At 60.6% G+C, this 23,944-nt stretch carries 21 protein-coding genes; 15 read left to right on the plus strand and 6 right to left on the minus strand.

Annotated elements, in window-relative coordinates; all coding sequences use genetic code 11:
- Together ACQZ6F_RS20750 and ACQZ6F_RS20755 are read left to right on the plus strand one after the other, a co-directional pair.
- A complete protein-coding gene (locus tag ACQZ6F_RS20750; RefSeq protein WP_449093805.1) occupies positions 1 to 2,862 on the plus strand; it encodes a M16 family metallopeptidase in 2,862 nt (953 codons plus the stop codon).
- Positions 2,863 to 2,961: 99 nt separating this feature from the next.
- Positions 2,962 to 3,474 (plus strand): DUF2867 domain-containing protein, encoded by a 513-nt coding sequence (locus ACQZ6F_RS20755; protein WP_449093804.1) that lies wholly within the window; start codon positions 2,962 to 2,964, stop codon positions 3,472 to 3,474.
- Here the strand turns inward: ACQZ6F_RS20755 and ACQZ6F_RS20760 are convergent.
- The 3 genes from ACQZ6F_RS20760 to ACQZ6F_RS20770 form a co-directional block, all read right to left on the minus strand.
- Positions 3,452 to 4,495, minus strand: coding sequence for a TraB/GumN family protein (locus ACQZ6F_RS20760; RefSeq protein ID WP_449093803.1), 1,044 nt, complete (start codon positions 4,493 to 4,495; stop codon positions 3,452 to 3,454). The two genes, ACQZ6F_RS20755 and ACQZ6F_RS20760, sit on opposite strands and share 23 nt — an antisense overlap.
- A gap of 94 nt (positions 4,496 to 4,589) precedes the next feature.
- The gene (locus tag ACQZ6F_RS20765) at positions 4,590 to 5,681 is read right to left on the minus strand and encodes a TraB/GumN family protein (protein ID WP_449093802.1); all 1,092 of its coding nucleotides are present in this window, start codon (positions 5,679 to 5,681) and stop codon (positions 4,590 to 4,592) included.
- A 130-nt stretch (positions 5,682 to 5,811) separates the two neighbouring features.
- Positions 5,812 to 6,747, minus strand: a complete 936-nt coding sequence (locus tag ACQZ6F_RS20770; protein ID WP_449094109.1) for a tyrosine recombinase XerC — start codon at positions 6,745 to 6,747, stop codon at positions 5,812 to 5,814.
- Between the two features lie 244 nt (positions 6,748 to 6,991).
- On the opposite strand from ACQZ6F_RS20770, the gene ACQZ6F_RS20775 reads away from it, so the two are divergent.
- From ACQZ6F_RS20775 to ACQZ6F_RS20785, 3 genes are read left to right on the plus strand one after another with little or no spacing between them, the layout of a single operon-like run.
- On the plus strand, positions 6,992 to 7,936 hold the full coding sequence (locus ACQZ6F_RS20775; RefSeq protein ID WP_068388907.1) for a GNAT family N-acetyltransferase: 945 nt from the start codon (positions 6,992 to 6,994) through the stop codon (positions 7,934 to 7,936).
- A 25-nt stretch (positions 7,937 to 7,961) separates the two neighbouring features.
- Positions 7,962 to 9,098, plus strand: coding sequence for an AAA family ATPase (locus ACQZ6F_RS20780; protein ID WP_449093801.1), 1,137 nt, complete (start codon positions 7,962 to 7,964; stop codon positions 9,096 to 9,098).
- Positions 9,099 to 9,124: 26 nt separating this feature from the next.
- Positions 9,125 to 9,832 (plus strand): uridylate kinase, encoded by a 708-nt coding sequence (locus tag ACQZ6F_RS20785; protein WP_449093800.1) that lies wholly within the window; start codon positions 9,125 to 9,127, stop codon positions 9,830 to 9,832.
- A 192-nt stretch (positions 9,833 to 10,024) separates the two neighbouring features.
- Here the strand turns inward: ACQZ6F_RS20785 and ACQZ6F_RS20790 are convergent, their stop codons facing one another.
- Positions 10,025 to 10,603 carry a flavodoxin family protein gene (locus tag ACQZ6F_RS20790; protein WP_449093799.1) on the minus strand — a complete coding sequence of 193 codons (579 nt, stop codon included), beginning with the start codon at positions 10,601 to 10,603 and terminating at the stop codon, positions 10,025 to 10,027.
- A gap of 189 nt (positions 10,604 to 10,792) precedes the next feature.
- Positions 10,793 to 11,155: a DoxX family protein gene (locus ACQZ6F_RS20795; RefSeq protein ID WP_449093798.1), complete on the minus strand. Its 363-nt coding sequence runs from the start codon at positions 11,153 to 11,155 to the stop codon at positions 10,793 to 10,795.
- Between the two features lie 143 nt (positions 11,156 to 11,298).
- Here ACQZ6F_RS20795 and ACQZ6F_RS20800 point away from each other — a divergent pair, with 143 nt between their 5' ends.
- The 8 genes from ACQZ6F_RS20800 to ACQZ6F_RS20835 all read left to right on the plus strand — a co-directional run bounded on the left by ACQZ6F_RS20800 (position 11,299) and on the right by ACQZ6F_RS20835 (position 19,898).
- Positions 11,299 to 11,871 carry a TetR/AcrR family transcriptional regulator gene (locus ACQZ6F_RS20800; protein WP_449093797.1) on the plus strand — a complete coding sequence of 191 codons (573 nt, stop codon included), beginning with the start codon at positions 11,299 to 11,301 and terminating at the stop codon, positions 11,869 to 11,871.
- Between the two features lie 88 nt (positions 11,872 to 11,959).
- A complete protein-coding gene (locus ACQZ6F_RS20805) occupies positions 11,960 to 14,191 on the plus strand; it encodes a primosomal protein N' (RefSeq protein WP_449093796.1) in 2,232 nt (743 codons plus the stop codon).
- Between the two features lie 112 nt (positions 14,192 to 14,303).
- Positions 14,304 to 14,687: an AGROH133_08824 family phage infection protein gene (locus ACQZ6F_RS20810; protein ID WP_077471808.1), complete on the plus strand. Its 384-nt coding sequence runs from the start codon at positions 14,304 to 14,306 to the stop codon at positions 14,685 to 14,687.
- 262 nt (positions 14,688 to 14,949) lie between these two features.
- Entirely contained in the window at positions 14,950 to 15,516 is a 567-nt protein-coding gene (locus ACQZ6F_RS20815) for a F0F1 ATP synthase subunit delta (protein WP_077471807.1), read from the plus strand.
- Positions 15,516 to 17,045, plus strand: coding sequence for a F0F1 ATP synthase subunit alpha (atpA, locus tag ACQZ6F_RS20820; RefSeq protein WP_077471806.1), 1,530 nt, complete (start codon positions 15,516 to 15,518; stop codon positions 17,043 to 17,045). Before ACQZ6F_RS20815 ends, atpA begins: the two co-directional genes overlap by 1 nt.
- A gap of 29 nt (positions 17,046 to 17,074) precedes the next feature.
- Positions 17,075 to 17,959 carry a F0F1 ATP synthase subunit gamma gene (locus ACQZ6F_RS20825; protein WP_077471805.1) on the plus strand — a complete coding sequence of 295 codons (885 nt, stop codon included), beginning with the start codon at positions 17,075 to 17,077 and terminating at the stop codon, positions 17,957 to 17,959.
- A 23-nt stretch (positions 17,960 to 17,982) separates the two neighbouring features.
- Positions 17,983 to 19,413 carry a F0F1 ATP synthase subunit beta gene (gene atpD, locus ACQZ6F_RS20830; RefSeq protein ID WP_077471804.1) on the plus strand — a complete coding sequence of 477 codons (1,431 nt, stop codon included), beginning with the start codon at positions 17,983 to 17,985 and terminating at the stop codon, positions 19,411 to 19,413.
- Between the two features lie 77 nt (positions 19,414 to 19,490).
- Positions 19,491 to 19,898: a F0F1 ATP synthase subunit epsilon gene (locus tag ACQZ6F_RS20835; protein WP_068388942.1), complete on the plus strand. Its 408-nt coding sequence runs from the start codon at positions 19,491 to 19,493 to the stop codon at positions 19,896 to 19,898.
- 349 nt (positions 19,899 to 20,247) lie between these two features.
- Here the strand turns inward: ACQZ6F_RS20835 and ACQZ6F_RS20840 are convergent, their stop codons facing one another.
- Positions 20,248 to 21,153: a LysR substrate-binding domain-containing protein gene (locus ACQZ6F_RS20840; RefSeq protein ID WP_449093795.1), complete on the minus strand. Its 906-nt coding sequence runs from the start codon at positions 21,151 to 21,153 to the stop codon at positions 20,248 to 20,250.
- 116 nt (positions 21,154 to 21,269) lie between these two features.
- On the opposite strand from ACQZ6F_RS20840, the gene ACQZ6F_RS20845 reads away from it, so the two are divergent.
- A complete protein-coding gene (locus tag ACQZ6F_RS20845) occupies positions 21,270 to 22,415 on the plus strand; it encodes an iron-containing alcohol dehydrogenase (protein ID WP_449093794.1) in 1,146 nt (381 codons plus the stop codon).
- 1 nt (position 22,416) lies between these two features.
- Positions 22,417 to 23,916: an aldehyde dehydrogenase gene (locus tag ACQZ6F_RS20850; protein ID WP_449093793.1), complete on the plus strand. Its 1,500-nt coding sequence runs from the start codon at positions 22,417 to 22,419 to the stop codon at positions 23,914 to 23,916.
- Positions 23,917 to 23,944 lie beyond the last annotated feature (28 nt).

Genomic DNA, 23,944 nt, shown 5'->3' on the forward strand with positions numbered 1-23,944 from the left:
ATGTCACGCCAAATCCCAGTCATTGCCATCTCCCTGAAGCTTTTCCTTGCAACTTTGCTCACGGTCCTTGTGCCGGCTGCGTTGCCGGCCCTTGCGGAAATGCAAGCCGTCGCCTGGCCGCAGGCCACCAGCGATCTGCCCGTGGAATCCGGTATCCGTTTCGGTACGTTACCGAATGGAATGCGCTTCGCCATCATGCACAATGCGACGCCTGCGGGGCAGGTGGCGATCCGGTTTCGCATCGGCACCGGCTCGCTCCAGGAGAATGATGATCAGCAAGGCCTGGCGCATTTTCTCGAGCACATGGCCTTCAAGGGATCGACCCATGTCGCCGAAGGCGAGATGATCCGCACGCTCCAGCGCCTTGGTCTGGCCTTCGGTGCTGATACCAACGCGTCCACGAGCTATAATGAAACCGTCTATGCGCTCGATTTGCCGGAGGCCGACAAGGAAACAGTATCCACCGGCCTGATGCTGATGCGCGAGACGGCGAGCGAACTGACGCTCGATGCCGGCGCCTTCGACCGCGAGCGCGGCGTCATCCTTTCGGAAGAGAAGCTGCGCGACACGCCGCAATATCGGGGCGGAATCGGCTTCGTGAACCTGCTGCTGCCCGGCCAGCGCGTGCCGCAGCGGCCGCCTATCGGCAAGACAGACATTATCAGCAATGCCCCGGTCGATCTGGTACGCGACTATTATCGCACCAATTACCGGCCCGAGCGTGCGACGCTGATCGTGGTCGGCGACATCGATCCGGCTGCTCTCGAAGCCGATATCCGCAACCGGTTCGGCAATTGGATGGCGAAGACGCCGGCGCCGGCGGATATCGATCTTGGTGCGCTTGAAAAGCATGGAGAGCGTGTCGGGACCGTCATCGTGCCGGGTGGTGCCACCCGCGTGCAGATCGCCTGGACCCGCCCTTACGATGCCTCGCAGGACACGGTTGCCAAGCGCCGTCAGCAACTGGTGGAAGGGATTGGCCTGGCTGTTCTCAACCGCCGCATATCCCTGCTGGCGCAGCAGCCCAACCCGCCCTTCGTCAGCGCGCAGGCCGGATCACAGGATCTGTTGAAGTCCGCTCATGTCACGATGATTGCCGCTGACAGCGATCCAGACAAATGGCAGACGGCGCTCAACGCCATCGATCAGGAGCAGCGCCGCATCGCTGAGTTCGGTGCCGCGCAAAGCGAGGTTGACCGCGAGATTGCGGAATACCGCTCGACATTGCAGGCGGCAGCAGGTGGTGCGGCAACGCGCACGAGCCCGGACATCGCCGCATCGCTTGCCTGGAGTGTCGGTGAAGGCGCGGTCTTTACCTCGCCTGCAGATGATCTTTCGCTGTTCGATGCCGCGATGAAGGGGCTCACTGCTGCCGAGGTGAACCAGAGCCTCCAGGTTGCCTTTGCGGGCAATGGTCCGCAACTGGTGCTGCAAATTCCGCAAATGCCCGAGGGCGGTGTCGCAGCCGTCGAAAAGGCCTATGCCGGTTCGCGTGCGACGCCGGTTACCGCGCCAGAGCACACGGCAGCCGTCGCATGGCCTTACACCAATTTCGGACCAGTGGGCGATGTCGTCGAGCGGCGTGTGATCGACGATCTCGGCGTGACGATGGTACGCTTTGCCAATGGTGTGCGCTTGACCGTCAAGCCGACCAAGCTTCGCGCAGATGAAGTTCTGGTCCGTGTCAATGTCGGCCGCGGCCGGCTCGATCTGCCGCATGATCGGCCGCTGCCGCTCTGGGCAGCGCCGGCGGTGCCGCTGTCCGGTCTGAACGCGATCAGCTATGACGACATGCAGAAGGCGTTCGCCAGCAATGTCCTCGGCAGCGATTTCTCCATTCAGGATGGCGCCTTCAAGTTCGAGGGAGCCACGCGGCCGAGCGATCTGGCCACGCAGTTGCAGCTTCTGACGGCCTATGTCTCCGATCCGGCTTATCGACCCGATGTCTTCAAGCGGGTGCAGCAGGCCTATCTCAACAGCCTGCCGCAGCTTCAGGCCGCGCCGGGCACCGTGGTCGGCCGCGATCTTCCCGGCCTTCTGCATTCCGGCGATCCGCGTTGGGCTTTCCCGGAGAGGACGCAATTGCTCGATGCCAAGCCGGAAGATTTCGAGGCGGTCTTGCGGCCGGCCATTGCCAAGGGACAGATCGAAGTCATCGTCGCCGGCGATGTTCAGGTTGATGATGCCATCCGCATGACCGCACAGACCTTCGGCGCGCTGCCGGCTCGTCCCGATACGCAGGAGCAGGCCGAGGACACCGATGTGCATTTCCCGGCACCAACGCCACAACCCGTCGTGCTGCTTCATGATGGGCGGAGCGACAATGCCGGTGCGCTCGTCGCCATGCCGATCGGCGACTTCTTCTCCGATCTGCCGCGCGCAGCTGCTGCCAATGTCACAGGTGCGATCCTCCGCAATCGCTTGATCGATCAGTTCCGCATTGCCGAGGGCGCGACTTACAGCCCACAGGGAGATGTCGATCTGTCGCGGTCGATACCGGGCTATGGCTTTGCCTATGTCTATCTGGAGACGACGCCCGCCAAGGTGGATCACTTCTTCGATCTCGTGGACAAGATCGCCGCGGACTTGCGGGACAGGGACGTTTCTCCGGATGAACTGACGCGGGCGAGGGCTCCGATCGTCGAGGAGATAAAGCGCTCTCAACAGAGCAATAATTATTGGCTGGAAGGTCTCCGCAATGCCCAGACGGACCCACGCCGTCTCGAGCGTATTCGCGGCAGCATCGCCGGCTATCAGTCGATTACGGCACAGGATGTCCGCGCGACTGCGACCACATATCTGAAGTCGGATACGGCCTGGCGGCTGAAGATATTGCCGGCTAACGGATCGGCGGTACGCTAGCCGATTACACGTCTGGTAAATTGTCGCAGCCGGCATTTCTCGTTCGGGTTGATATGCTGCATGTGGTAACTTGCAGCCGTCAAGGCAAAGGACGATAAGATGTCTTCAAGACCCATGATGGTGAGGCCGCTCATGCCACATCCTGCGCTGCCGAGCGCGGACTGGGCGGATTGTTACGAGCTACAGGTTTCGAAATCGGATTTTACGGCAATTGCGGCTGCGCATGCGATGCTTAGCCGTTTTCCGCTCTGGGTTCGGCTATTGGTGAGGCTGCGCGACATTGTGACCGGGCTGTTCGGATTGAAATCCTCCCGCGACACCAAGGTGGATAATCTGGAAACAATCGGTTTCTTTCCGGTTGTCAGCAAATCGGACAGTCAAGTCGTTCTCGGATTTGATGATCGCCATCTCGACTTTCGTGTCGTCATCGACGTTCGGTCCGACGAACAGGGACGCCGGCTGGTCGATGCCACGACGCTTGTCAGGCGAAAGATATTGCTTGGGCGGATCTATATCGCGCTGATCACGCCATTCCACCGGCTGATCGTTGCAACGATGCTAGCCAACTTCGGCAGGCGCATGAGTGCGATCAGTTTACCGACGTCACCGTAAAACCTTGCTTGCGCAGCAGCTGGACCACGCCCTGATCACCGGGAAGGTGGAGGGCGCCGACGGCCATCATCACATTGCCTTTTTCCAGATAGGGCACGATGCGCTTTGCCATCACTTCATTGCGGTCGGTGATGATGCGCTGGTTGAATACGGCCTCGATGGTCTTCTCATCGGAGAGATCGTCTGCGAAGGCCTTCATCAAACCGCTGTTCCCGGTCAAATAAAGCGCGATCAGAGTCTCCGTGACGTCATTCATGTTGTAGGGCAATTGGAAAGCCTGCAGGAGGCCCTTCATCGTCAGGTCATCAGGCAGATCCGCCATCGCCTGGAATTGCTCGAGCGGCGTTTCGAGCCCTTCGACATCCACGCCCTTGTTCTCGGCCTGCACGGCCAATTGCCTGTCCAGAACAAAGCCGCCGTTGGAATTCCGTTCGGGGGCGCACATCAGAAGCGAGGTGTAAAGAAACCAGGGGCGCATGCGGAGAACCGAGGTGATCGGTATGCCTTTTTTCTCAAGCGCGGCTGCGATCTGCGCCGTCTCGTCAGCCGGCAGGATATGATCCAGAGGCTTTTCAGCCGGCAACATCGTCAGTTCCGGATGTTTCAAAAGCTCTATCGCGATGGTGTTGGGCTTGGAGATTTCCTTCAACTCCAGCACCAGAGTGTTGATATGGTCGAAGGCATTACGAAATTCAGCGGGCAATTTCAGCACGCGCTCGTCGCTGGAATGGATGGTGCCGAAAAGCCACGAAGGCTTCACGCCGGGCTTTTCGATCTTCCAGAAGATGCTGTGGCCGTTTCTGACATTCGCTGCATCGTCCATCATCGTCTGGTAGCGTGACGGGTCTTTTTTCCGTAACTCCAGGAGAATATTGCTGCCGGCGCAGTTTCCGAAGCCATCCGCCAGTGCCGGCGTGCCGGCTGGTGCGAACAGGAAAGCGGCCAGAAGAAGCGTCGCGGCGATGCGGGATGCGATGCCTTTGAAGCAGCCTCCCAATTTTACAGGAAAGCTGTTTCTCATAAAAATCCATATGCGGGTTTGACCAACATCGCAGGAGTATGGCTGAGCGATCTGCCCAACTCAAGCGCTAGTTGCGGGTGCGCGAATTACCGGTTTAGTTTGCTGCGGTAACGGTGAAGCCCTGCTTGCGCAATAGCGTCACCAGACCCTGATCTCCCGCCAGATGCAGCGCGCCGACGGCGATGAAGACATTCCCTTTGTCTAGGATCGGCGCGGAGCGTTCGGCCATGACCTTGTTGCGGTCGAGAATGATGCGCTGCTCGAAAGCGGCGGTATCGTCATCCGAGATATTCTGGTCGGGCTCGATCACCTTCAGCATCGGGATCATCGCGCCGATATTACCGGCAAGATAGAGGTCGGTCATCGTTTCGTTGACGTCGTTGATCTTGTCGCCGAGGCTGAGCGTCTGGATCAGCGATTTCAGATGCAGCGCCACCGGCAGGTCGCTCATTGCCTTGGCCTGCTCCGCCAGCGTTTCAAGACCCTTCACTTGCTTGCCTTCCGCTGCGGCGTCGGTTGCCAGCTTCTGGTCGAGGAACTTCGCGCCGGCGGTCTTTCGGCGAACCTCGCAACCGGTCATCTCGAAGGAGCTTGCGATCAGCCAGGGCTGCATGCGGGAGACGGCGGCGAGCGCAATGCCGCGCTCCTTCAGCCCGGCCTCCAGCTTGGCGTTATCTTCGGGCGACAGATGCTCGCTGATGGTCGAACCATCGTTGAGCATCATCAGGGACGGATTGGCGAAGAGAGCGGCAGCGGCCTTCTTGTCGTCGAGGATTTCGTCGGATTCGACGACGATCGTATCGGCGGCAGCGACTGCTTCTGGTGCGCCCTTGGGCATGGTGAGCACGCGCGAATCCGAGACATGCATGGTGCCGAGCAGCCAGGACGGCTTCAGGCCCTGCTTCTCGATCTTCCAGAAGATGCCCTTGCCGTTTTCCACCTTGTCGCCGACCTCGATGATGGAGGCGTATTTGGCGGGATCGCTCTTTTGGAGTTCGGCCATCAGATCCTTGCCGCCGCAGCTGTCGGATGCGATTTCGTCAGCGCGTGCCGGCTGCAGCGCCAGCATGGTTGCGATCAGGACGACGGCCAGCATCAGCGGCAAGCTGGTTGCAAGCCAAAAGAGGATATCGCCGAGTGCCGGCTTCGTCGACCGCATCGTCTTGGATCCAAGGGCAGAAATCATTGAAACCTTCCGCTGGCAGAGGCCATGACTCCTAAAGCGCGAAAGCGACATTCCGGAGACGTGGCGGCATATGCTCCTGCTCTACCTCCAGGAGACGGATATTCCCTTAACACGAGGGGTTAATGCTTCCTTACGCGCGCGGATGAGCGCGGTCGTAGACCTCAAGCAGCCTTGAGGAATCGACGCCCGTATAGACCTGCGTCGTCGAGAGGCTGGCGTGGCCGAGCAGTTCCTGGATAGTGCGCAGATCGCCGCCGCCCGCCAGCAGATGGGTGGCAAAGGAATGGCGCAGGGCATGCGGCGTCGCCGTGTCGGGCAGGCCGAAGGCGCCCCGCAGTTTCTGCATGCCGTGCTGGATGATGCCAGGCTGCAGCTTGCCGCCGCGGGCGCCGCGGAAAAGGGGGCCATCTGTGTCGAGATGATAGGGGCAGAGTGCGCGATAGTGGCTGACTGCCTCGACGACAACAGGCAGCAGCGGTACCAGCCGCGTCTTGTTGCCCTTGCCGGTGATGCGCAGCGAGGTTGCGCCCGGAGAAAAATCCTGCGGCTTCAGGTCAAGCGCTTCGGAAATGCGCAGGCCGCAGCCGTAAAGCAGGGTCAGAACGGCCGCATCGCGCGCGGCGATCCATGGTTCCTCGTTCAACTGTGCTTCGTCGCTGACGACGGTGATCGCCTGCGTGTCGGAAAGCGACTTAGGAAGCGATTTCGGCTGTTTCGGCGAGCGCACTGCGGCTGCACCGGCGGCGTTCACCAGCCCCTTCTTTTCGAGATAGCGCAGCAGCGAGCGAAGGCCGGCGAGATTGCGCCCGAGCGAGCGGGCGCCAGCCCCTTCCTTTCGCCGCGCGGCGAGAAAGCCGCGAAAATCGGCGGGGCGCAGCGCGTGAATATCCGCGATCGTTGCCGGGCCGCCGAGATGACCGGTGAGAAAGGTTAGGAACTGCCGTGTGTCCCGCTCATAGGCATTCAGCGTGTGGGCCGCAAGCCGGCGCTCCTGGCCGAGCGTCTCAAGCCAGCGGCTGCGTTCCGCCATCAAGCCGGAGTCGGCGATAACAAGCAATTCGTTCAGTGGAAAACCCCTTGAAATTCGGATTCCTTCTGCCACTTTGAATGAGGGAAGGTTATGGAATCACTAACTTTCCGGTTGCTCCACCTGCATTTCCGATGCATTGCGGGCGCAGCGGTACTTTAGAAACTGCATATAGGCCCTGCTCGCCAATCTCCGATGGTTCAGCGGCTATATGCGAGGCGCTTGTCATGCTTCGATCATATTCGATTGCGATAGAATATATCCCAACCATTCAGGACACTTCATGGCACGCCGGGGTTCGATAACTGCATTGGGACAACTTGCAGAGGCGATCGCTTTGGTGTCCCAGGGCCAGCCGGGACATATCGTCGACACACTCATCGCCGAACGTGGCCAGAAGATCGTCCGCAATCCGCTCTGGCCGGTCATGCGTCCCTTCCTCTATACGCTGCTGCGCTATAACAGGGCGATCGAATTCGCCAATGATGTCGCCAAGCTTTCGGGCTTTCAGTGCTTCGAATATATGAGCGATCTGCTGCGGCTGGATATCGGCGTGACGCATGCCGATCGCATTCCAGCGTCGGGCGGCTTCATCCTTGTCAGCAATCATCCCACCGGCATTGCCGACGGCGTTGCCGTGTTCGACCTGCTGAAATCGCGCCGCCCCGACATGATGGTTTTTGCCAATCGAGATGCGGTGCGCGTCAATCCGCGTTTTGCCGAGATGATTATTCCGGTGGAATGGCGCGATGAATATAAGAGCAAGCTCAAGACGCGCGAGACGCTGCAGCTCACCAACCGGGCGGTCGCCGAGGGAAAGGTCACCGTGCTGTTTCCATCCGGCCGCATTGCCTATTGGGCGAATGGCAAGCTGAACGAGCGGCCGTGGAAGACATCGGCCGTGGGTCTGGCGCGCAAATATAATCTGCCGATCCTGCCCGTTAATCTGACGGCGCGCAATTCCGGCCTGTTCTATTGGTTTGCCAAATGGTCGACCGAGCTGCGCGACATGACGGTCTTTCACGAGCTTCTGAACAAGCGCGGCGACCGGTTCGATTTTCTCGTCGGCAATCTCATTCCTGTCGAGCATCTGGACGGCGACGTCAACGAGGTGACGAAGGCGCTGGAGAAGCACACGGTCGTCGATCTCGCAGCCGACGGCAATGCGCGATTTTCGCCGCTCCTGTCTCCAAGGCAGGACGAGGCGCTCGCCGCGCATTCTCTTTAAATCGGGAATCGGTTAGAGCGGGCCTATGCAACTTCGCTCCATGTTCGCCCAGAATTACCGCTCTTTGCGCTCGATCCGCATGGATCTAGCCGATGTCAACCTGTTCATCGGCGAAAACGGGGTCGGCAAGTCCAATCTCTATCGTTCGCTGCAGCTCGTGCAGGCGGCGGTTCGCGGCCGGCTGGCGCATGAGATTTCCAGCGAGGGCGGTATGTTCTCGGCCATGTGGTCGGGCAAGCGGCGTTCGCATGAATCCGCCCGCATCCGCTTCGATGTCGAACTGCTGGACATGGAGCGGGCCGCCACCTTCCGCTATTGGATCGAGGCCGGCATGCGCCCGCCGCTTGCCTCCGCCGGCTTTCCGCTGGAGCCTCAGGTCAAGGCCGAGGAATTGCTGATTGAGACGGGCCGGCGGCCGGTGACGATGATGAAGCGTGACGGGCCGGGTATTTCGGTTCGCGGCGAGAATGGCCGCATGCAGGCTCATCCCGAGCAGGCGCTGACATCGGAAACGGCGATCGCGCTGCTCGGCGATGCCGGATACTATCCCGAAATCGGTACTTTCCGCCGAGCCGTCGACGCCTGGCGGTTCTATCATGGCTTTCGCACCGATCGTGGCTCGCCGTTGCGCGCGCCCTGCCTTGCCGTGACATCCCCCATGCTGGACGAGGACGGCGCCAATATCGCTGCCGTCTTTGCGACGCTCGTCCACACCCGCGAGGATACTGTCGAACTCGACAGGGTTCTGGCTGCAGCTCTTGGCGGCGCGCGTCTCGTCGTGCCCGAACCACAGGAGACGGCGGATTTCGGCCTGATGCTGCCGGAATTCCCCAAGCGCGTCTTCCAGCCGCGCGAATTGTCCGACGGCCAGATCCGCTTCCTCGGGCTTGCCGCCGCCTTGATGTCCTATCGCCTGCCGCCGCTGATCGCGCTCAACGAGCCGGAGGCGAGCCTGCATCCCGACATGCTGGTGCCGCTTGCCGAGATGATCGCGCAGGCGGCCAAGACCAGCCAGATCTGGATCGTCACCCATTCCGAGGTGCTGGCTGCTGCCGTGCGCGAGCGCTGCGGCGTACGGCCGCGCCGGGTGATCCGCGAAGACGGCGCCACCTGGATCGACGGCATGCGGCTGACCGGCGTGATCGACGATGACGACGAATAGAAATCGAATGAAACCGGATTGATGATATGACGTCTTCGCCTAGAGCCGCTGCGTTGAACGACCTCGCCGTCATGATCGCAAAGCTGGAGTCGACAACGCCTATCCGCGTTGCGATCGACGGGAGGACGGCATCCGGCAAGACGAGGCTGGCCAACGAATTGGCCGATTACCTCAGAGCCAAGGGCCGGGAGGTCATTCGCACCTCGATCGATGGTTTCCACAGGCCGAAGGTGGAGCGCTATGCGCGCGGGCGGCATTCCGCTGAGGGCTATTACCATGATGCCCGCGATCTCCCCGCCATCAACGCGCTCCTACTCGATCCCTTGGGTCCGGGCGGCGACGGCTGGTATCGCACGGCCTCCTTCGATCTGCACAATGACGTGCCGATCGAGCAGGAGCCGCAATTCGCACCCGCCGACGCCATCCTCATTGTCGACGGAACGTTTCTCCAGCGGCCCGAGCTGCGCGATGGCTGGGATGTCGCGGTCTTCATCGAGACCTCGGAGCATGTGTCCGAACAACGCGGCATAGAGCGCGACACTCAGCTTCTGGGAGGCGCAGAGGCAACCCGCGAGCTCTATGCCAACCGATACCGGCCGGCCTTTGATCTATACCAGCGCTCGTGCGCGCCTGCTTCTGCCGCCGATGCGATTTTCAACAATGACAGTTTTGACCAGCCTGCTCTTCGGATTAGGATAGATGGCAGGCTTTCTGCGGTGTCTGCAAGGCTCTGATAGTCGCGGAATTACGTAGCAGCTGAGACGGAGGCTTTCGCACCGAGAGCGGACTTCGCAAAGATGCCAATGCAGACGGTATGCTTAGGAATTTAGCAAACCCTATATGGCGGCGTAGCCGCACGAGCAGAGCGAGTGACTCTGCTCGCGGGATTCATCGATCTTTCCCATACTGGTAGTTAGAGCACGATGTCAGGCTGCCTGGGCCGACGCGAAGCGCTGTGCGACTCGTGCAACGCGGTCGCCGTAAGCGCGGGCAGTCTCAAGATCGCCGACCGACATTTCGTTCGGGGCTGCGTCGGCGTCGGATTGCGCCATGGGTGCGATGTACGATCCCATCCTGTTTGCATCGTCCCGCTTTGACGCTTTCACATTCGCAGGCTTTACCCCCAGGCTGACCCACAGTCCGCCATGCTGTCCTGCGAGAAGAACGAAGTATTCGAGGGTGTTGAGCTTGTCGCCGTTCAAGCTGGCGCTGTTGGTGAAGCCCCCGAAAATCTTGTCCTGCCATTTGTTGGTGAACCAGGCTTTCGATGAAGTGTCAGCAAACTTCTTAAACTGCCAGCTTGGGCCGCCCATGTAGGTCGGAGATCCGAAGATGATGGCGTCGGCTGCATCCAACGCGGCCCATCCATCATCTGAGAGATTGCCGTCGGCATCGATGGCGTAAAGCACTCCGCCCGCACCTTCCGCGACGGCTTCCGCCATCCGCTGGGTGTGACCATAGCCGGAATGATAGACGACGACTGTTTTTGCTGTGCGATTTGACATGGTGATTTTGGCCTCCTTCGGGCCGTTGCCTTGCACCGTCCGGATGCGAATTAGCTCCTTCGGCGGCTTCTTCTGGATGGATTGATGGCGGTGAGGCTGGATGACGCCCGACGCCTTGGCGATGGAGAGTTCTGTCCAGCCGGCTCACTGCTCGTTCTCAGGGGATGAATTCTTTGTGCCGTGAAATGCTCAGGCGTGGCCGCTGACACCGGCCAGCGCCAGCAGCAACAGAAACACCAGAGGCGGGGGGAGCTCTCGATAATACCGGATACGGACAATGGCTAAGATTGCGGCGAGCATGATGCAGGTTCCCAACGCCACTCCGATGTATCGGGTGCCGGCAGTCACTAGAAGGACTGCGGTTGCGAGCTCAAGGGTGGACGTTACCCAACACCACCAGAATGGGAATCCAAGTCGTACGAAACTCGCCCGGATTTTTGGGTGACCACTCGCATTGACGATTGCGCCGACGAGGAACGCTGCGGCGGTCAGCCAGACGAGGATGTCTTCGAGCACCGTTGCGCCCGTGAAAGTTTGAATTGGAAGATTCATTGATTTTCTCTTCGATGACGAACCATGCCATGCATGTTTCTATAGCGGCGTCATATATTCTAGCGTTGCTAGTTTGTCAATCAATGATCTTTTTGATAGTTTCGGTGTCGAAGAAAATGCGCGAATGAAGATTGAGGCACAGGGTGGGCATTAGCGAACGCAAGACGAGAGAACGTGGCGAGCGCGAACGCCGGATAGTCGTCGCTGCGCGAACGATCGCGGAACGTGACGGCTGGGCTTCCGTTACAATTCGGCGCCTTGCTGAGGAGATAGAATACAGCCAGCCGGTTCTCTATTCGCACTTCGAAAATCGCGATGAGATCGTCGGCGCGGTGGCACTCGAAGGCTTTGGTGAATTGGCGACCTTGCTCCGTGCCGCGATCCGGCCGTCGTCCACGCCAAAGGAGTCAGTGGAAGACGTCGCGACCGCCTACCTCGATTTTGCTTTCGCCCGGCCTGCAATGTACGAGGCGATGTTCGTCCTGCCGACTGGTTTGCGCTTCGCCAGGTCGGATACGCCAACCCAGCTCCGCGAGGGGTTCGGAGCTATGGCGACGGTGGTCGCGCCGTTCGCCCAGGATGGCGATACCGCTACCGAAACTTTTTGGGCGGCACTTCACGGATTGGCGGAGCTTGAACGACACGGCAGAATAAGACCCGCTTTCCGGTCTCAGCGTATCACCCTCCTTACGCAGATGGTGGCGGGTCAGCTCTGAGGGAGGGTGTTGCGATTTGTCCAATCCCGCATAAGTGGCTCGATTCCCGGGTTTTCTTTTCAGCCCGTCCGGGGCATGGTCTGGCGCAATGAGTAAAGATTCTTCCGATCTGTTTGGTGCGCTTTTCGAGGCGGCGCCCGCGAAACCTGTGATGAGCCGCACGGTTCCGGTCTTGGTGCCGCTGCCGGCGCCGAGGGCCTATTCCTATGCGGTGCCTGAGGGGATGGCGGTCGAGCCCGGCTCTGTCGTGCAGGTGCCGCTTGGGCCAAGGCAGGTCATCGGCGTCGTCTGGGATGGCGAGGATGATGATGGCGTCGATCCGAAGAAGCTTCGGCCCATCACGCGCGTCTTCGATTGCCCGCCGCTCGGCAAGCATATGCGCGATTTCATCGACTGGGTCGCGACCTACACGCTGTCGCCGCCGGGGCTGGTGGCGCGCATGGCCTTGCGGGCGCCGGCCGCCTTCGATCCAGAACCGATGGTCGAGGGGCTGCGCTTCATCGGCGGGCAGCCGGAGCGGCTGACGCCGGCGCGCACGAGGGTGATGGAGACTGCAGCCGACGGGCTGTCATGGACACGCATCGGCCTGGCGCATGCGGCCGGCGTTTCCACAAGCGTCGTCGATGGGCTGATCTCGCAAGGTATTTTCGAGACCATCTTCCTGCCGCCGCCGCCCGTCGTCGCCAAACCCGATCCCGAGTTCATTCCCTCCCGGCTGGAAGGCCCGCAGAAGGATGCAGCCGACGAGATATTGGTGGATGTGCGCAAGGGCGAGTTTGCCGTTTCACTGATCGACGGCGTCACCGGCTCCGGCAAGACGGAGGTCTATTTCGAGGCGATTGCCGAAACGCTGAGGCGCGGCAAGCAGGTGCTGATCCTGCTGCCGGAGATCGCGCTGACGGCAAGTTTTCTGGAGCGTTTTCAGGATCGCTTCGGTGCCAAACCGGCGGAATGGCATTCCGATCTTGCACCGAAGATGCGTGAAAAGGTCTGGCGGCAGGCCGTGACGGGTGAAGTCAGGGTCGTGGCCGGCGCGCGTTCGGCCCTGTTCCTGCCCTTCGAGGACCTTGGCCTGATCATCGTCGATGAAGAGCATGATCCGGCCTATAAGCAGGAAGACCGCGTCTATTACAATGCGCGCGACATGGCTGTGGTGCGCGGCCGCATCGGCGATTTCCCCGTGGTGCTGGTCTCGGCCACGCCATCGGTCGAAAGCCAGGTCAACGGCCAGAGCGGACGTTACACCACGATTCATTTGCCGACCCGCTTCGGCGATGCCGCTCTTCCCGATCTGCACCTGGTCGACATGCGCCGCCACGCGCCGGAGCGCGGCGGTTTCCTCTCGCCTGTCCTGCTCCGCGCCATCGGCAAGACGGTTGCCAAGGGCGAGCAGGCGTTGCTGTTCCTCAACAGGCGCGGCTACGCGCCGCTGACGCTGTGCCGGGTCTGCGGCCATCGCTTCCAATGCCCGCAATGCTCGAGCTGGCTGGTGGAACACCGGTTTCGCGGCCAGATCCAGTGCCATCAGTGCGGCTATGCCGAGCGCACGCCGGAAGCCTGCCCCGAATGCGGCACGCTTGATCATCTCGTCGCCTGCGGGCCGGGCGTCGAGCGCATCGCGGAGGAGGTGGAGCGTCACTTCCCCGAGGCGCGGACGATCATGCTCTCGTCCGACATCATGGGCGGGGTCAAGCGGTTGCGGCTGGAGCTTGAGGCCATCGCCAAGGGCGAAGCGGATATCGTCATCGGCACGCAGCTGGTTGCCAAGGGCCACAATTTCCCGCTGATGACGCTGGTCGGTATCGTCGATGCCGATCTCGGCCTTGCCAATGGCGATCCGCGCGCCGCCGAGCGGACGTTCCAGCTTTTATCGCAGGTGACGGGGCGTGCGGGGCGAACCGGGCTGAAGAGCCATGGATTGCTACAGACCTATCAGCCGCAGCATCCCGTCATGCAGGCGATCGTCTCCGGTGACGCGGCCGCCTTCTACGATCGCGAGATTACCGAGCGGGAGAGGGCGATGCTGCCGCCCTTTGGCAGGCTCGCCTCGATCATCGTTTCGGCCGAAACCCGGCAGGATGCCGAGACCCATGCGCGCGGCATGCGCAACGCCGCGCCGCAAGTATCAGGCATCTCGGTGCTCGGGCCGGCCGAAGCCCCGCTTGCCCTGGTGCGCGGCCGCCACCGGTTCCGACTGCTGGTGCACGGCCGGCGCAATTCGGACATGCAGGGGTTTCTTCGGGCCATGTTGGCGCAATCGCCCAGGGAGCGTGGCTCGGTGCAGGTGCAGCTCGACATCGATCCACAGAGCTTTCTGTGATTGACCCCACTGATATTGTGGCAACGCCTTTCCCTGATTGGCCGGATCATGCCATAAGTCGGCCGTCTCATTGACCTGATTTGCGCACCGACCGATCTTTTGGGGACGACCTATGGAGTTCTATTTTCCAACCGAATTCGGCGAGCAGCTTGCCTTTTGCTCGGCGGCGTTTACGGCGCTGATCGGCCTCTTCATGATGTTCGCGCCAGGCTACACCTATCGCTTCCTCAAACTCCAGGTGCGCGAGGGACGGCCGGAGGCCTATGGCGAGGCGCGTTCGGCGGGCGGCTTCCTTGTCGGCTTCGGACTTGTGGCGATCCTGCTCGCACAGCCGATGATCTATCTGGCGCTTGGCGCCTCCTTCGGCGTTTCGGCCTTTGGCCGCATCCTGGCGCTCATGTCGGATCGGGGAGGCGTGCTCCTCAGTCTTCTCCTTCTGGTTGTGCAGGCGATTCTGGCGGCGCTACCTCTTCTTTATGGATTGGGCTATATTTGAGCTGAAAAGCGGCGCGTCCGGCCCATATTCGTCCACGCTATCCCCACGCTTTTCGATTTTTGCCATCATAATTTCACCCGAATGGCGTATTCCGTGGATACGCGTGTTGCGAGTCTCAATATCCTATGTTAGACGAACCCCGAATTTCGGATGAGGCAGGAACGCACTCCTGCTGATTTCTGGGGGAAATCAAAACGAATTCAAGGGTATATGGCTTCCGTCACCCGGAAGTCGAGTTCTTGGGTTGAAATCAGGGAAATTTGTGCCCGTGGCAGACACATCCCAGCATATTTCTGGTGTTTCAGAACGATATGCCTCGTCATTGTTCGAGTTGGCCCTTGAGGAGGGTGCAGTCCCGGCAGTGACCGCCGATCTCGATCGGTTCCAAGCCATGCTTGACGACAGCGAAGATCTGAAGCGTTTCGTCCTCAGCCCGGTCTTTTCGGCCGAGGAGCAGGTCGGCGCTATTCAGTCGCTGGCTGAAAAGGCAGGCTTCGGCGCGTTCGTTACCAATTTTCTGAAGCTTGTTGCCAAGAACCGGCGCCTTTTTGCGCTGCCGGGCATGATCAAGGCTTTCCGCATTATCGCCGCGCAGCATCGTGGCGAAATTTCCGCCGAGATTACCTCGGCGCATGCGCTGACTAAGGCGCAGGAAGATGAACTGAAGGCGGCGCTGAAGGGCGTCACCGGAAAAGACGTAACGATCGCCGTTACCGTCGATCCGTCGATCCTCGGCGGCCTGATCGTCAAGGTCGGTTCGCGTCAGATCGATACGTCCCTTCGCACCAAACTCTCCACTCTTAAGCTTGCATTGAAAGAGGTCGGCTGATGGATATCCGCGCCGCGGAAATTTCCGCAATTCTGAAAGATCAGATCAAAAACTTCGGCAAGGAAGCTGAAGTCTCCGAAGTTGGCCAGGTTCTTTCCGTCGGTGACGGTATCGCCCGCGTCTACGGTCTGGATAACGTCCAGGCCGGCGAAATGGTCGAGTTCCCAGGCGGCATTCGCGGCATGGCGCTGAACCTTGAAGCCGACAATGTCGGCGTGGTCATCTTCGGATCCGACCGCGACATCAAGGAAGGCGACACCGTCAAGCGCACCGGCGCGATCGTTGACGTTCCGGTTGGTCCGGAACTTCTCGGCCGCGTTGTCGATGCTCTCGGCAACCCGATCGACGGCAAGGGCCCGATCAACGCGACCCGCCGTTCGCGCGTCGACGTGAAGGCTCCGGGCATCATTCCGCGCAAGTCGGTCCATGAGCCAATGTCGACCGGCCTCAAGGCCATCGACGCCCTGATCCCGGTTGGCCGCGGCCAGCGCGAGCTCGTCATCGGCGACCGCCAGACCGGCAAGACCGCCATTCTTCTCGACACGATCCTGAACCAGAAGGCCATCCACGAATCTGGCCCGGACAGCGAAAAGCTGTACTGCGTCTACGTCGCCGTCGGCCAGAAGCGTTCGACCGTTGCCCAGTTCGTCAAGGTGCTCGAAGAGCGCGGTGCGCTGAAGTACTCGATCATCGTCGCCGCTACGGCGTCCGATCCGGCCCCGATGCAGTTCCTGGCTCCGTTTGCCGGTTGCGCCATGGGCGAATATTTCCGCGACAATGCTCAGCACGCGCTGATCGGTTATGACGACCTGTCGAAGCAGGCCGTTTCCTACCGTCAGATGTCGCTGCTGCTGCGCCGTCCGCCGGGCCGCGAAGCTTATCCGGGAGACGTTTTCTACCTGCATTCACGTCTCCTTGAGCGTGCTGCGAAGATGAACGACGAATTGGGCGCCGGTTCGCTGACCGCTCTTCCGGTCATCGAAACGCAGGGCAACGACGTTTCGGCCTTCATTCCGACCAACGTGATCTCGATCACCGATGGCCAGATCTTCCTCGAAACCGACCTGTTCTACCAGGGCATTCGTCCGGCCGTTAACGTCGGTCTGTCGGTTTCGCGCGTCGGTTCGTCGGCGCAGATCAAGGCGATGAAGCAGGTTGCCGGCTCGATCAAGGGTGAACTTTCGCAGTATCGCGAAATGGCCGCCTTCGCTCAGTTCGGCTCGGACCTCGACGCTGCAACGCAGCGCCTGCTGAACCGCGGTGCCCGCCTGACCGAGCTCCTGAAGCAGCCGCAGTTCTCGCCGCTGAAGACGGAAGAGCAGGTTGCGGTGATCTTCGCCGGCGTCAACGGCTACCTCGACAAGATCGCCGTTCCGCAGGTCGGCAAGTTCGAGCAGGGTCTGCTGTCCTACCTCCGTTCGGAAGGCAAGGAGATCCTCGACACGATCCGTACCGAAAAGGCTATCAGCGACGCGACCAAGAGCAAGCTCACCGCTGCTCTCGACAGCTACGCCAAGTCTTTCGCCTGATCGGACCTCACTTCTAGGACGGATACCGGATGCCTTCACTTAAGGATCTGAAAAACCGGATCGCCTCCGTCAAGGCGACGCAGAAGATCACCAAGGCGATGAAAATGGTCGCCGCGGCGAAGCTTCGGCGTGCCCAGGAGGCGGCTGAGGCCGCACGGCCGTATTCGCAGCGCATGGGCGCCGTTCTTGCCAACATCACGGCTGCTGTCAGCGAAGCTGACGGTGCGCCTCTGTTGATGACCGGCACCGGCAAGAGCGATGTGCATCTGCTTGTGGTCTGCACAGCCGAACGCGGCCTTTGCGGCGGTTTCAACTCGCAGATCGCGCGCTTTGCCCGCGATCACGTTCGCAAGCTGCTGGCCGAAGGCAAGACCGTGAAGATCTTCACGGTTGGCAAGAAGGGCTACGACATTCTCCGTCGTGAGTATGCTTCTCTGATCGTCGAGCGCAAAGAACTGCGCGACGTCAAGCGTATCGGCTATGAAAACGCCGATGCCATCGGCAAGCGCATCATCGAGATGTTCGAAGCCGGCGAGTTTGACGTCTGCACGCTGTTCTATTCCGAATTCAAGTCGGTTATCAGCCAGGTGCCGACCGGATTGCAGCTGATCCCGGCTTCGGCTCCCGCCGTTGTCGAAGAAGACGCCGCTCACAAGGGCGCCGTCTACGAATACGAGCCGGATGCGGCTTCGATCCTCGAGGATCTGATCCCGCGCAACATCTCCGTCCAGATTTTCCGCGCACTCCTTGAGAATGTCGCTGGTGAAATGGGCGCCAAGATGAGCGCGATGGACAATGCGACGCGCAATGCTGGTGAGATGATCAACAAGCTGACGCTGAACTACAACCGTCAGCGTCAGGCGCAGATCACCAAGGAATTGATTGAAATCATTTCGGGCGCGGAAGCGCTCTGAGGCTAGAAAAAGAGGGTAAGATTATGGCTGACGCAGCTCAGGCCGCAGGTTCGGTCGGCAAGGTTACGCAGGTTATCGGTGCCGTCGTCGACGTTCATTTCGATGGCGATCTGCCGAAGATCCTGAATGCTCTCGAAACCAGCAACAATGGCAGCCGCCTTGTTCTGGAAGTCGCGCAGCACCTCGGCGAAAACTCGGTCCGCACGATCGCCATGGACTCCACCGAAGGTCTGGTTCGTGGCCAGCCCGTTTCCGATACCGGCGCACCGATCTCGGTTCCGGTCGGTCATGAAACGCTCGGTCGTATCATGAACGTCATCGGCGAGCCCGTGGACGAAGCCGGCCCGCTGGTAACCGCTCACAAGCGCGCCATCCACCAGGACGCTCCGTCCTACGTCGAGCAGTCCACCGAAGGCCAGATCCTGGTCACCGGCATCAAGGTCGTCGACCTGCTCGCCCCTTACGCAAAGGGCGGCAAGATCGGCCTGTTCGGCGGCGCCGGCGTCGGCAAGACCGTTCTCATCATGGAACTGATCAACAACGTCGCCAAGGCGCACGGTGGCTACTCGGTGTTCGCAGGCGTGGGTGAGCGTACCCGCGAAGGCAACGACCTTTACCACGAAATGATCGAATCCGGCGTCAACAAGCATGGCGGCGGCGAAGGCTCCAAGGCTGCGCTCGTCTATGGCCAGATGAACGAACCGCCGGGCGCCCGTGCTCGCGTCGCTCTGACCGGTCTGACCGTTGCTGAAAACTTCCGCGATGAAGGTCAGGACGTTCTGTTCTTCGTCGACAACATCTTCCGCTTCACCCAGGCAGGTTCGGAAGTGTCGGCTCTGCTCGGCCGTATTCCTTCGGCCGTGGGTTATCAGCCGACGCTCGCTACCGACATGGGCCAGATGCAGGAACGCATCACCACGACGACCAAGGGCTCGATCACCTCTGTTCAGGCCATTTACGTTCCGGCCGACGACTTGACCGACCCGGCACCGGCGACCTCGTTCGCCCACTTGGACGCAACGACGGTTCTGTCGCGTTCGATTGCTGAAAAGGGTATCTACCCGGCTGTCGACCCGCTCGACTCCACCTCGCGCATGCTCGACCCGATGGTCGTCGGCGAAGAGCACTATGAAATCGCTCGTAAGGTCCAGTCGACCCTGCAGCGCTACAAGGCTCTCCAGGACATCATCGCCATCCTCGGCATGGACGAACTGTCCGAAGAGGACAAGCTGGCCGTTGCCCGTGCTCGCAAGATCGAGCGCTTCCTGTCGCAGCCGTTCTTCGTTGCTGAAGCCTTCACCGGTTCGCCGGGCAAGCTGGTTGCTCTCGAAGACACGATCAAGGGCTTCAAGGGCCTGGTCAACGGCGAGTACGATCACCTGCCGGAAGCTGCTTTCTACATGGTCGGCTCGATCGACGAAGCGATCGAAAAGGCCAAGAAGCTGGCTGCCTGATAAGGCCAATCCATCGGCGCGCGGCATTGCCCGCGCGCCCTTGCCTTGCGAATAAGACAATCGAGAAGTGACGGTTCATGGCTGACAATTTCAATTTCGAACTGGTTTCTCCGGAGCGCTTGCTCCTCTCGGAGCAAGTTATCGATGTCGTCATTCCCGCCACCGAAGGCGAAATGACCGTTATGGCGCATCATGCGCCAACCATGACGACGATCAAGCCGGGCGTCGTGCGGGTGCATTCCGCTTCCGGCAAGAAGCAGGATTATGTCGTATTCGGCGGCTTTGCCGATATCCTGCCGACCGGCTGCACTCTGCTTGCTGAATCGGCCGTTCCGGTGGAAGACATGAGCCGCGACGAGCTGGAGCGCCGCATCAATGCCGCGAAGGCCGAGCTTGAGGATGCCGAGCATCACGAGCACAAGTCGCGTCTCGAGCATTTCATCATGGAACTCTCGCATCTGCGCGGCTCTATCCCGCAGGATTGATCCAGTCTGGATGCAGTGATTGAGACGAAAGCGGTCCTATGGGCCGCTTTTTTGTTTTGTTGGAACGTCCGGGCCATCCTCGCCCTTCGAGGCTTCGGCTTGCAGCCTCGCACCTCAGGGTGAGGATGGGGCGCGCGCCTTAGCATGGGGCCAGTGGCTATCGCATGAGGTCGGTTCGATGGGCGGTCTTGCGCGAACGTAGCCCTCATGGTGAGGTGCGCAGGCTCCTGAGCTTGTCGAAGGGGCCGAAGCCTCGAACCACGAGGGCGGATGGTGGGCGACTGTAGCCCCTTCGAGTCTCCGACTTCTTGCGAGGAAGGCAGGGCGGATACTCCGCCCCAAAATCCCATCAGGCCTGCTGCCCCTGCAGCAGGAACCGGTGCAGCTGCAGGGCTTCCGGAGAAAGCGAACGAAAGCGCGGTGCGCCAAGGTAGTATCCGAAGCCGCTCTCGACGCTGTCATTGCCGACGGTGACGAGCGCGCCGGTTTGCAGATACTCTTCGATGAGGCCGAGACTGCCGAGCGCTATACCTTCGCCTCTCAGCGCCGCCTCCACCGCCATGATGTAGGTTGAAAAGGAAAGCCGCGGCCTCGGCAACTTGCCCTTCAACGGATCGCCGATGCGGCCGAACCATTGACGCAGGCTGATCCAGTGGGCGTTGGCGCGTTCGTAATCGATCAGGTCGAGCGCAGCGATATCGACCGCCGTCAAGGATTGCGGATCGAGGCGGCGGATTGCCAGGTAGTCCGGCGAGGCAACAGGCACCAGCACCTCCTTCAGCAGCGGTGTCAGGCTCCAGCGCGGATGCTCGCCGGTGGAATAGATGATGATGAGGTCGTGGTTCTCGGAAGCGAGCTCGGAGTGGACGTCTGTCGTCAGCAGGCGCACGGAGATCCCCGGGCTTTCCTTGCCGAAGTCCCTCAGCCGCTGCCCGAGCCAGAGATGCGAGATCGAACCGCTGGCCGCAATCGAGATGATCTCGCCCGTACCGGCGCGGAATGGCTCAAGGCTCTCTTCGAGATATTCCAGCGTGGCACGTACGCGCTGGAACAGCCGCTCTCCCTCCGGCGTCAGCGCCAGGTTTCGGCCGCGGCGGGTGAAGAGCGCCGCGCCGAGATGATCCTCAAGCCCCTTGATGCGGCGACTGACGGCTGCCTGTGTGATGTTCAGCTCGCGACCGGCGCGGGAAAAGTTCATCGCGCGTGCCGCGGCGTCGAACACGCGAAAGGCTTCCAGGGGTATTTTCTCGAGCATGGGCCCTCCATAACTTCAGATCATCAATATTCCCGATAATTGCCCGGATTTGAAGATCTGAAATTGTGATGCAGGATCACGGCATCATATCATCAGCATTTATCAGGGGATCCCTCGTGTCCTTTTCCATTTCCGCCATCCCAGACATTCGTTTCGGCGAGGGCGCCCTTTCCGGTCTCCCCGCTGCGGTCAAGTCGTTCGATGGCGTTGGCTCCGCCCTGCTCGTCATCGACGCCTTCCTGGCGCAGTCGGGTCTTGCCGCCAAGATCAGCGCCGAGCTCGCGGAAGCCGGTGTCAAGACGCAGGTCTTTTCGGATTTCGTAGGTGAGCCGAAGCTTGCGCACCTGCATGCTGCTATTGCCTTGGGGCAAGGCGCGGATATGGTCATCGGCGTCGGCGGTGGTTCGGCGCTTGACATCGGCAAGATCGTCGCCTGTTGCATCGCCTCGGGTGAAGATCCGATGTACTATGCGCTGGCGGCCAATCCGCTGCCGAAAAATCCGCTCAAGAAGATCATGATACCGACAACGGCCGGTACGGGTTCCGAAACTTCGGCGACGAATATCTTCGCCGGGCCAGAGGGCAAGAAGCTCTGGATCTGGGGACCGGAAACGAAGGCCGATCTCGTCATTCTCGATCCGGCGCTGACGAAGACCTTGCCCGCCAATCTCACGGCATGGTGCGGTCTCGATGCCTTCATCCATGCTTTTGAAGCGGCAACGAACCGCAACACCCATCGCGGCGCGCAGTTCTACGCGCACCAGGCGCTGCGGCTGCTGACCGGCTCTCTGGAAACCGCGGTCAAGCAGCCGGATAATATCGCGGCTCGCGGCGACGTGCTGCTTGGCTCCTGCTTCGGCGGCATTGCCATCGACAATTGCGGTACGGCGATCGCGCACAATGTCAGCCATGCTCTCGCGGGCCTCGGCCCGGTCCATCATGGTCTTGCAACGGCGCTCGGCTTCGAGGCAACGCTTGCCTGGCTGGTCGAAGCGGATACGGCTGATCTCAATGCCGCAGCCAAGGCATGCGGCGTCGAGAGCGCTGCTGAGCTTCCTGCCTTCGTCTCCGACTGGATGGATCGCTGCGGCATCACGCGTTCGCTGCCCGCTGCCTTCAAGCCATTCGATGCCAGTGACCTTGCCCGCGAAATGCGCGCCACCGAAAACCAGCCCATGCGGCGCTCGACCATCCGCGATGTCACGGATGCCGATATCGACCGCTTTGCGGCCGCCGTCATGGCGCTGCCGAAAGGAATTTGAGATGACCAAGGAATATACGCGCGACTATTGGGAGAACGTTCTTTCCGGCTTGAAGCCTGAGGGACGTCATTTCATCGATGGCGCTCATCACGCCGCTTCTTCCGGCGAGACCTTCACCCGCATCCGCCCGATGGATGGCAAGCCGGGCGCACAGCTCGCGCGCGGTAATGCCGCTGATATCGACGCCGCCGTTGCTTCCGCTCGCGCCGCCTTTGAGAGCGGTGTCTGGCGCAAGAAGGAGCCGCTGGAAAAGAAGAAGATCATGCTGAAATGGGCCGAGTTGATCCGCGCCCATGGCGATGAGCTTGCCATGCTCGAAACCATTGACGTCGGCAAACCGGTCATGGCGTCGCTTGGTGTCGATGTGCGCCTCTGCGCCGACGGCATCCAATTTTATGCCGAGATGATCGACAAGATGTATGACGAGGTCGCACCTACAGGCCCGAACGCCCGCGCCTTGGTGCGCAAGGTGCCGCTTGGCGTCATCGGTGCGATCACGCCCTGGAACTATCCGATGATCATCGATGCCTGGAAGCTCGGCCCGTCGATCGCTGCGGGCAATTCCGTCGTGCTGAAGCCGGCCGAGCAATCCTCGCTTTCGGCGATCCGTCTTGCCGAATTGGGTTTCGAAGCTGGTCTGCCCGCCGGCGTCTTTAACGTCGTGACGGGCTATGGCGAAGAGACCGGCAAGCCGTTGGCGCTGCATATGGATGTCGACATGATCGCCTTCACCGGCTCGACCGAGGTCGGCAAGCTGATCATGGGCTATGCAGCGCAATCGAACGTCAAGCGCGTGGCGCTGGAGCTTGGCGGCAAGTCGCCGCTCGTCGTGTTCGAAGATGCCGATCTCGATGCGGCCGCCGTGGCTGCTGCCTGGGGCTGCTTCTACAATTCCGGCGAGACCTGCCATGCCTCGACACGGCTGATCGTCCAGCGCTCCGTGCAGGACAAGTTGATCGAGAAGATCGAGGCGGTAACCCGCTCCGATATCGCACTCAAGCATCCGCTTGACCCTTCGGCGCAGATCGGCGCGCTGATCGAGGAAGAGCATATGAACAAGGTACTGGCGATGATCGCCGCCGGCGAGAAGGAAGGTGCACGCCGTGCTTTCGGAGCCGAACGTGTGCTCAGCGAAACCGGCGGCTATTATGTTTCGCCGGGTGTGTTCGTCGACATGACAAACGACATGAGCCTGGCGCGGCAGGAAATCTTCGGCCCCGTGCTTGCCGCCATTCCCTTCGATACCGAGGAGGAAGCGCTCAGGATCGCCAACGACACGATTTACGGGCTTGCCGGCGCCGTATTCACAAAGGATATGGATCGGGCGCATCGGCTGTCCGAATCGATTCATGCGGGCACGGTGTGGATCAACACTTATGATATGTCGAATTTCGCCACACCTTTCGGCGGCTTCAAGCAATCCGGTTTCGGGCGTGACCGTTCGGTGCATGCGATCGATAAATATTGCGACTACAAGACCATCTGGCAGCAATTCGGCTAAGACATAAAAATCAACATGATCCCGAGGC

Source organism: Rhizobium sp. A22-96 (genome assembly GCF_053521805.1).

Coding starts and splice junctions, on each gene's coding strand:
- ACQZ6F_RS20850 (WP_449093793.1), top strand. CDS start 22,417: ATGACCAAGGAATATACGCGCGACTATTGGGAGAACGTTCTTTCCGGC.
- ACQZ6F_RS20805 (WP_449093796.1), top strand. CDS start 11,960: ATGAGTAAAGATTCTTCCGATCTGTTTGGTGCGCTTTTCGAGGCGGCG.
- ACQZ6F_RS20835 (WP_068388942.1), top strand. CDS start 19,491: ATGGCTGACAATTTCAATTTCGAACTGGTTTCTCCGGAGCGCTTGCTC.
- ACQZ6F_RS20785 (WP_449093800.1), top strand. CDS start 9,125: ATGACGTCTTCGCCTAGAGCCGCTGCGTTGAACGACCTCGCCGTCATG.
- ACQZ6F_RS20775 (WP_068388907.1), top strand. CDS start 6,992: ATGGCACGCCGGGGTTCGATAACTGCATTGGGACAACTTGCAGAGGCG.
- ACQZ6F_RS20840 (WP_449093795.1), bottom strand. CDS start 21,153: ATGCTCGAGAAAATACCCCTGGAAGCCTTTCGCGTGTTCGACGCCGCG.
- ACQZ6F_RS20790 (WP_449093799.1), bottom strand. CDS start 10,603: ATGTCAAATCGCACAGCAAAAACAGTCGTCGTCTATCATTCCGGCTAT.
- ACQZ6F_RS20780 (WP_449093801.1), top strand. CDS start 7,962: ATGCAACTTCGCTCCATGTTCGCCCAGAATTACCGCTCTTTGCGCTCG.
- atpA (WP_077471806.1), top strand. CDS start 15,516: ATGGATATCCGCGCCGCGGAAATTTCCGCAATTCTGAAAGATCAGATC.
- ACQZ6F_RS20765 (WP_449093802.1), bottom strand. CDS start 5,681: ATGATTTCTGCCCTTGGATCCAAGACGATGCGGTCGACGAAGCCGGCA.
- atpD (WP_077471804.1), top strand. CDS start 17,983: ATGGCTGACGCAGCTCAGGCCGCAGGTTCGGTCGGCAAGGTTACGCAG.
- ACQZ6F_RS20810 (WP_077471808.1), top strand. CDS start 14,304: ATGGAGTTCTATTTTCCAACCGAATTCGGCGAGCAGCTTGCCTTTTGC.
- ACQZ6F_RS20795 (WP_449093798.1), bottom strand. CDS start 11,155: ATGAATCTTCCAATTCAAACTTTCACGGGCGCAACGGTGCTCGAAGAC.
- ACQZ6F_RS20755 (WP_449093804.1), top strand. CDS start 2,962: ATGTCTTCAAGACCCATGATGGTGAGGCCGCTCATGCCACATCCTGCG.
- ACQZ6F_RS20760 (WP_449093803.1), bottom strand. CDS start 4,495: ATGAGAAACAGCTTTCCTGTAAAATTGGGAGGCTGCTTCAAAGGCATC.
- ACQZ6F_RS20825 (WP_077471805.1), top strand. CDS start 17,075: ATGCCTTCACTTAAGGATCTGAAAAACCGGATCGCCTCCGTCAAGGCG.
- ACQZ6F_RS20750 (WP_449093805.1), top strand. CDS start 1: ATGTCACGCCAAATCCCAGTCATTGCCATCTCCCTGAAGCTTTTCCTT.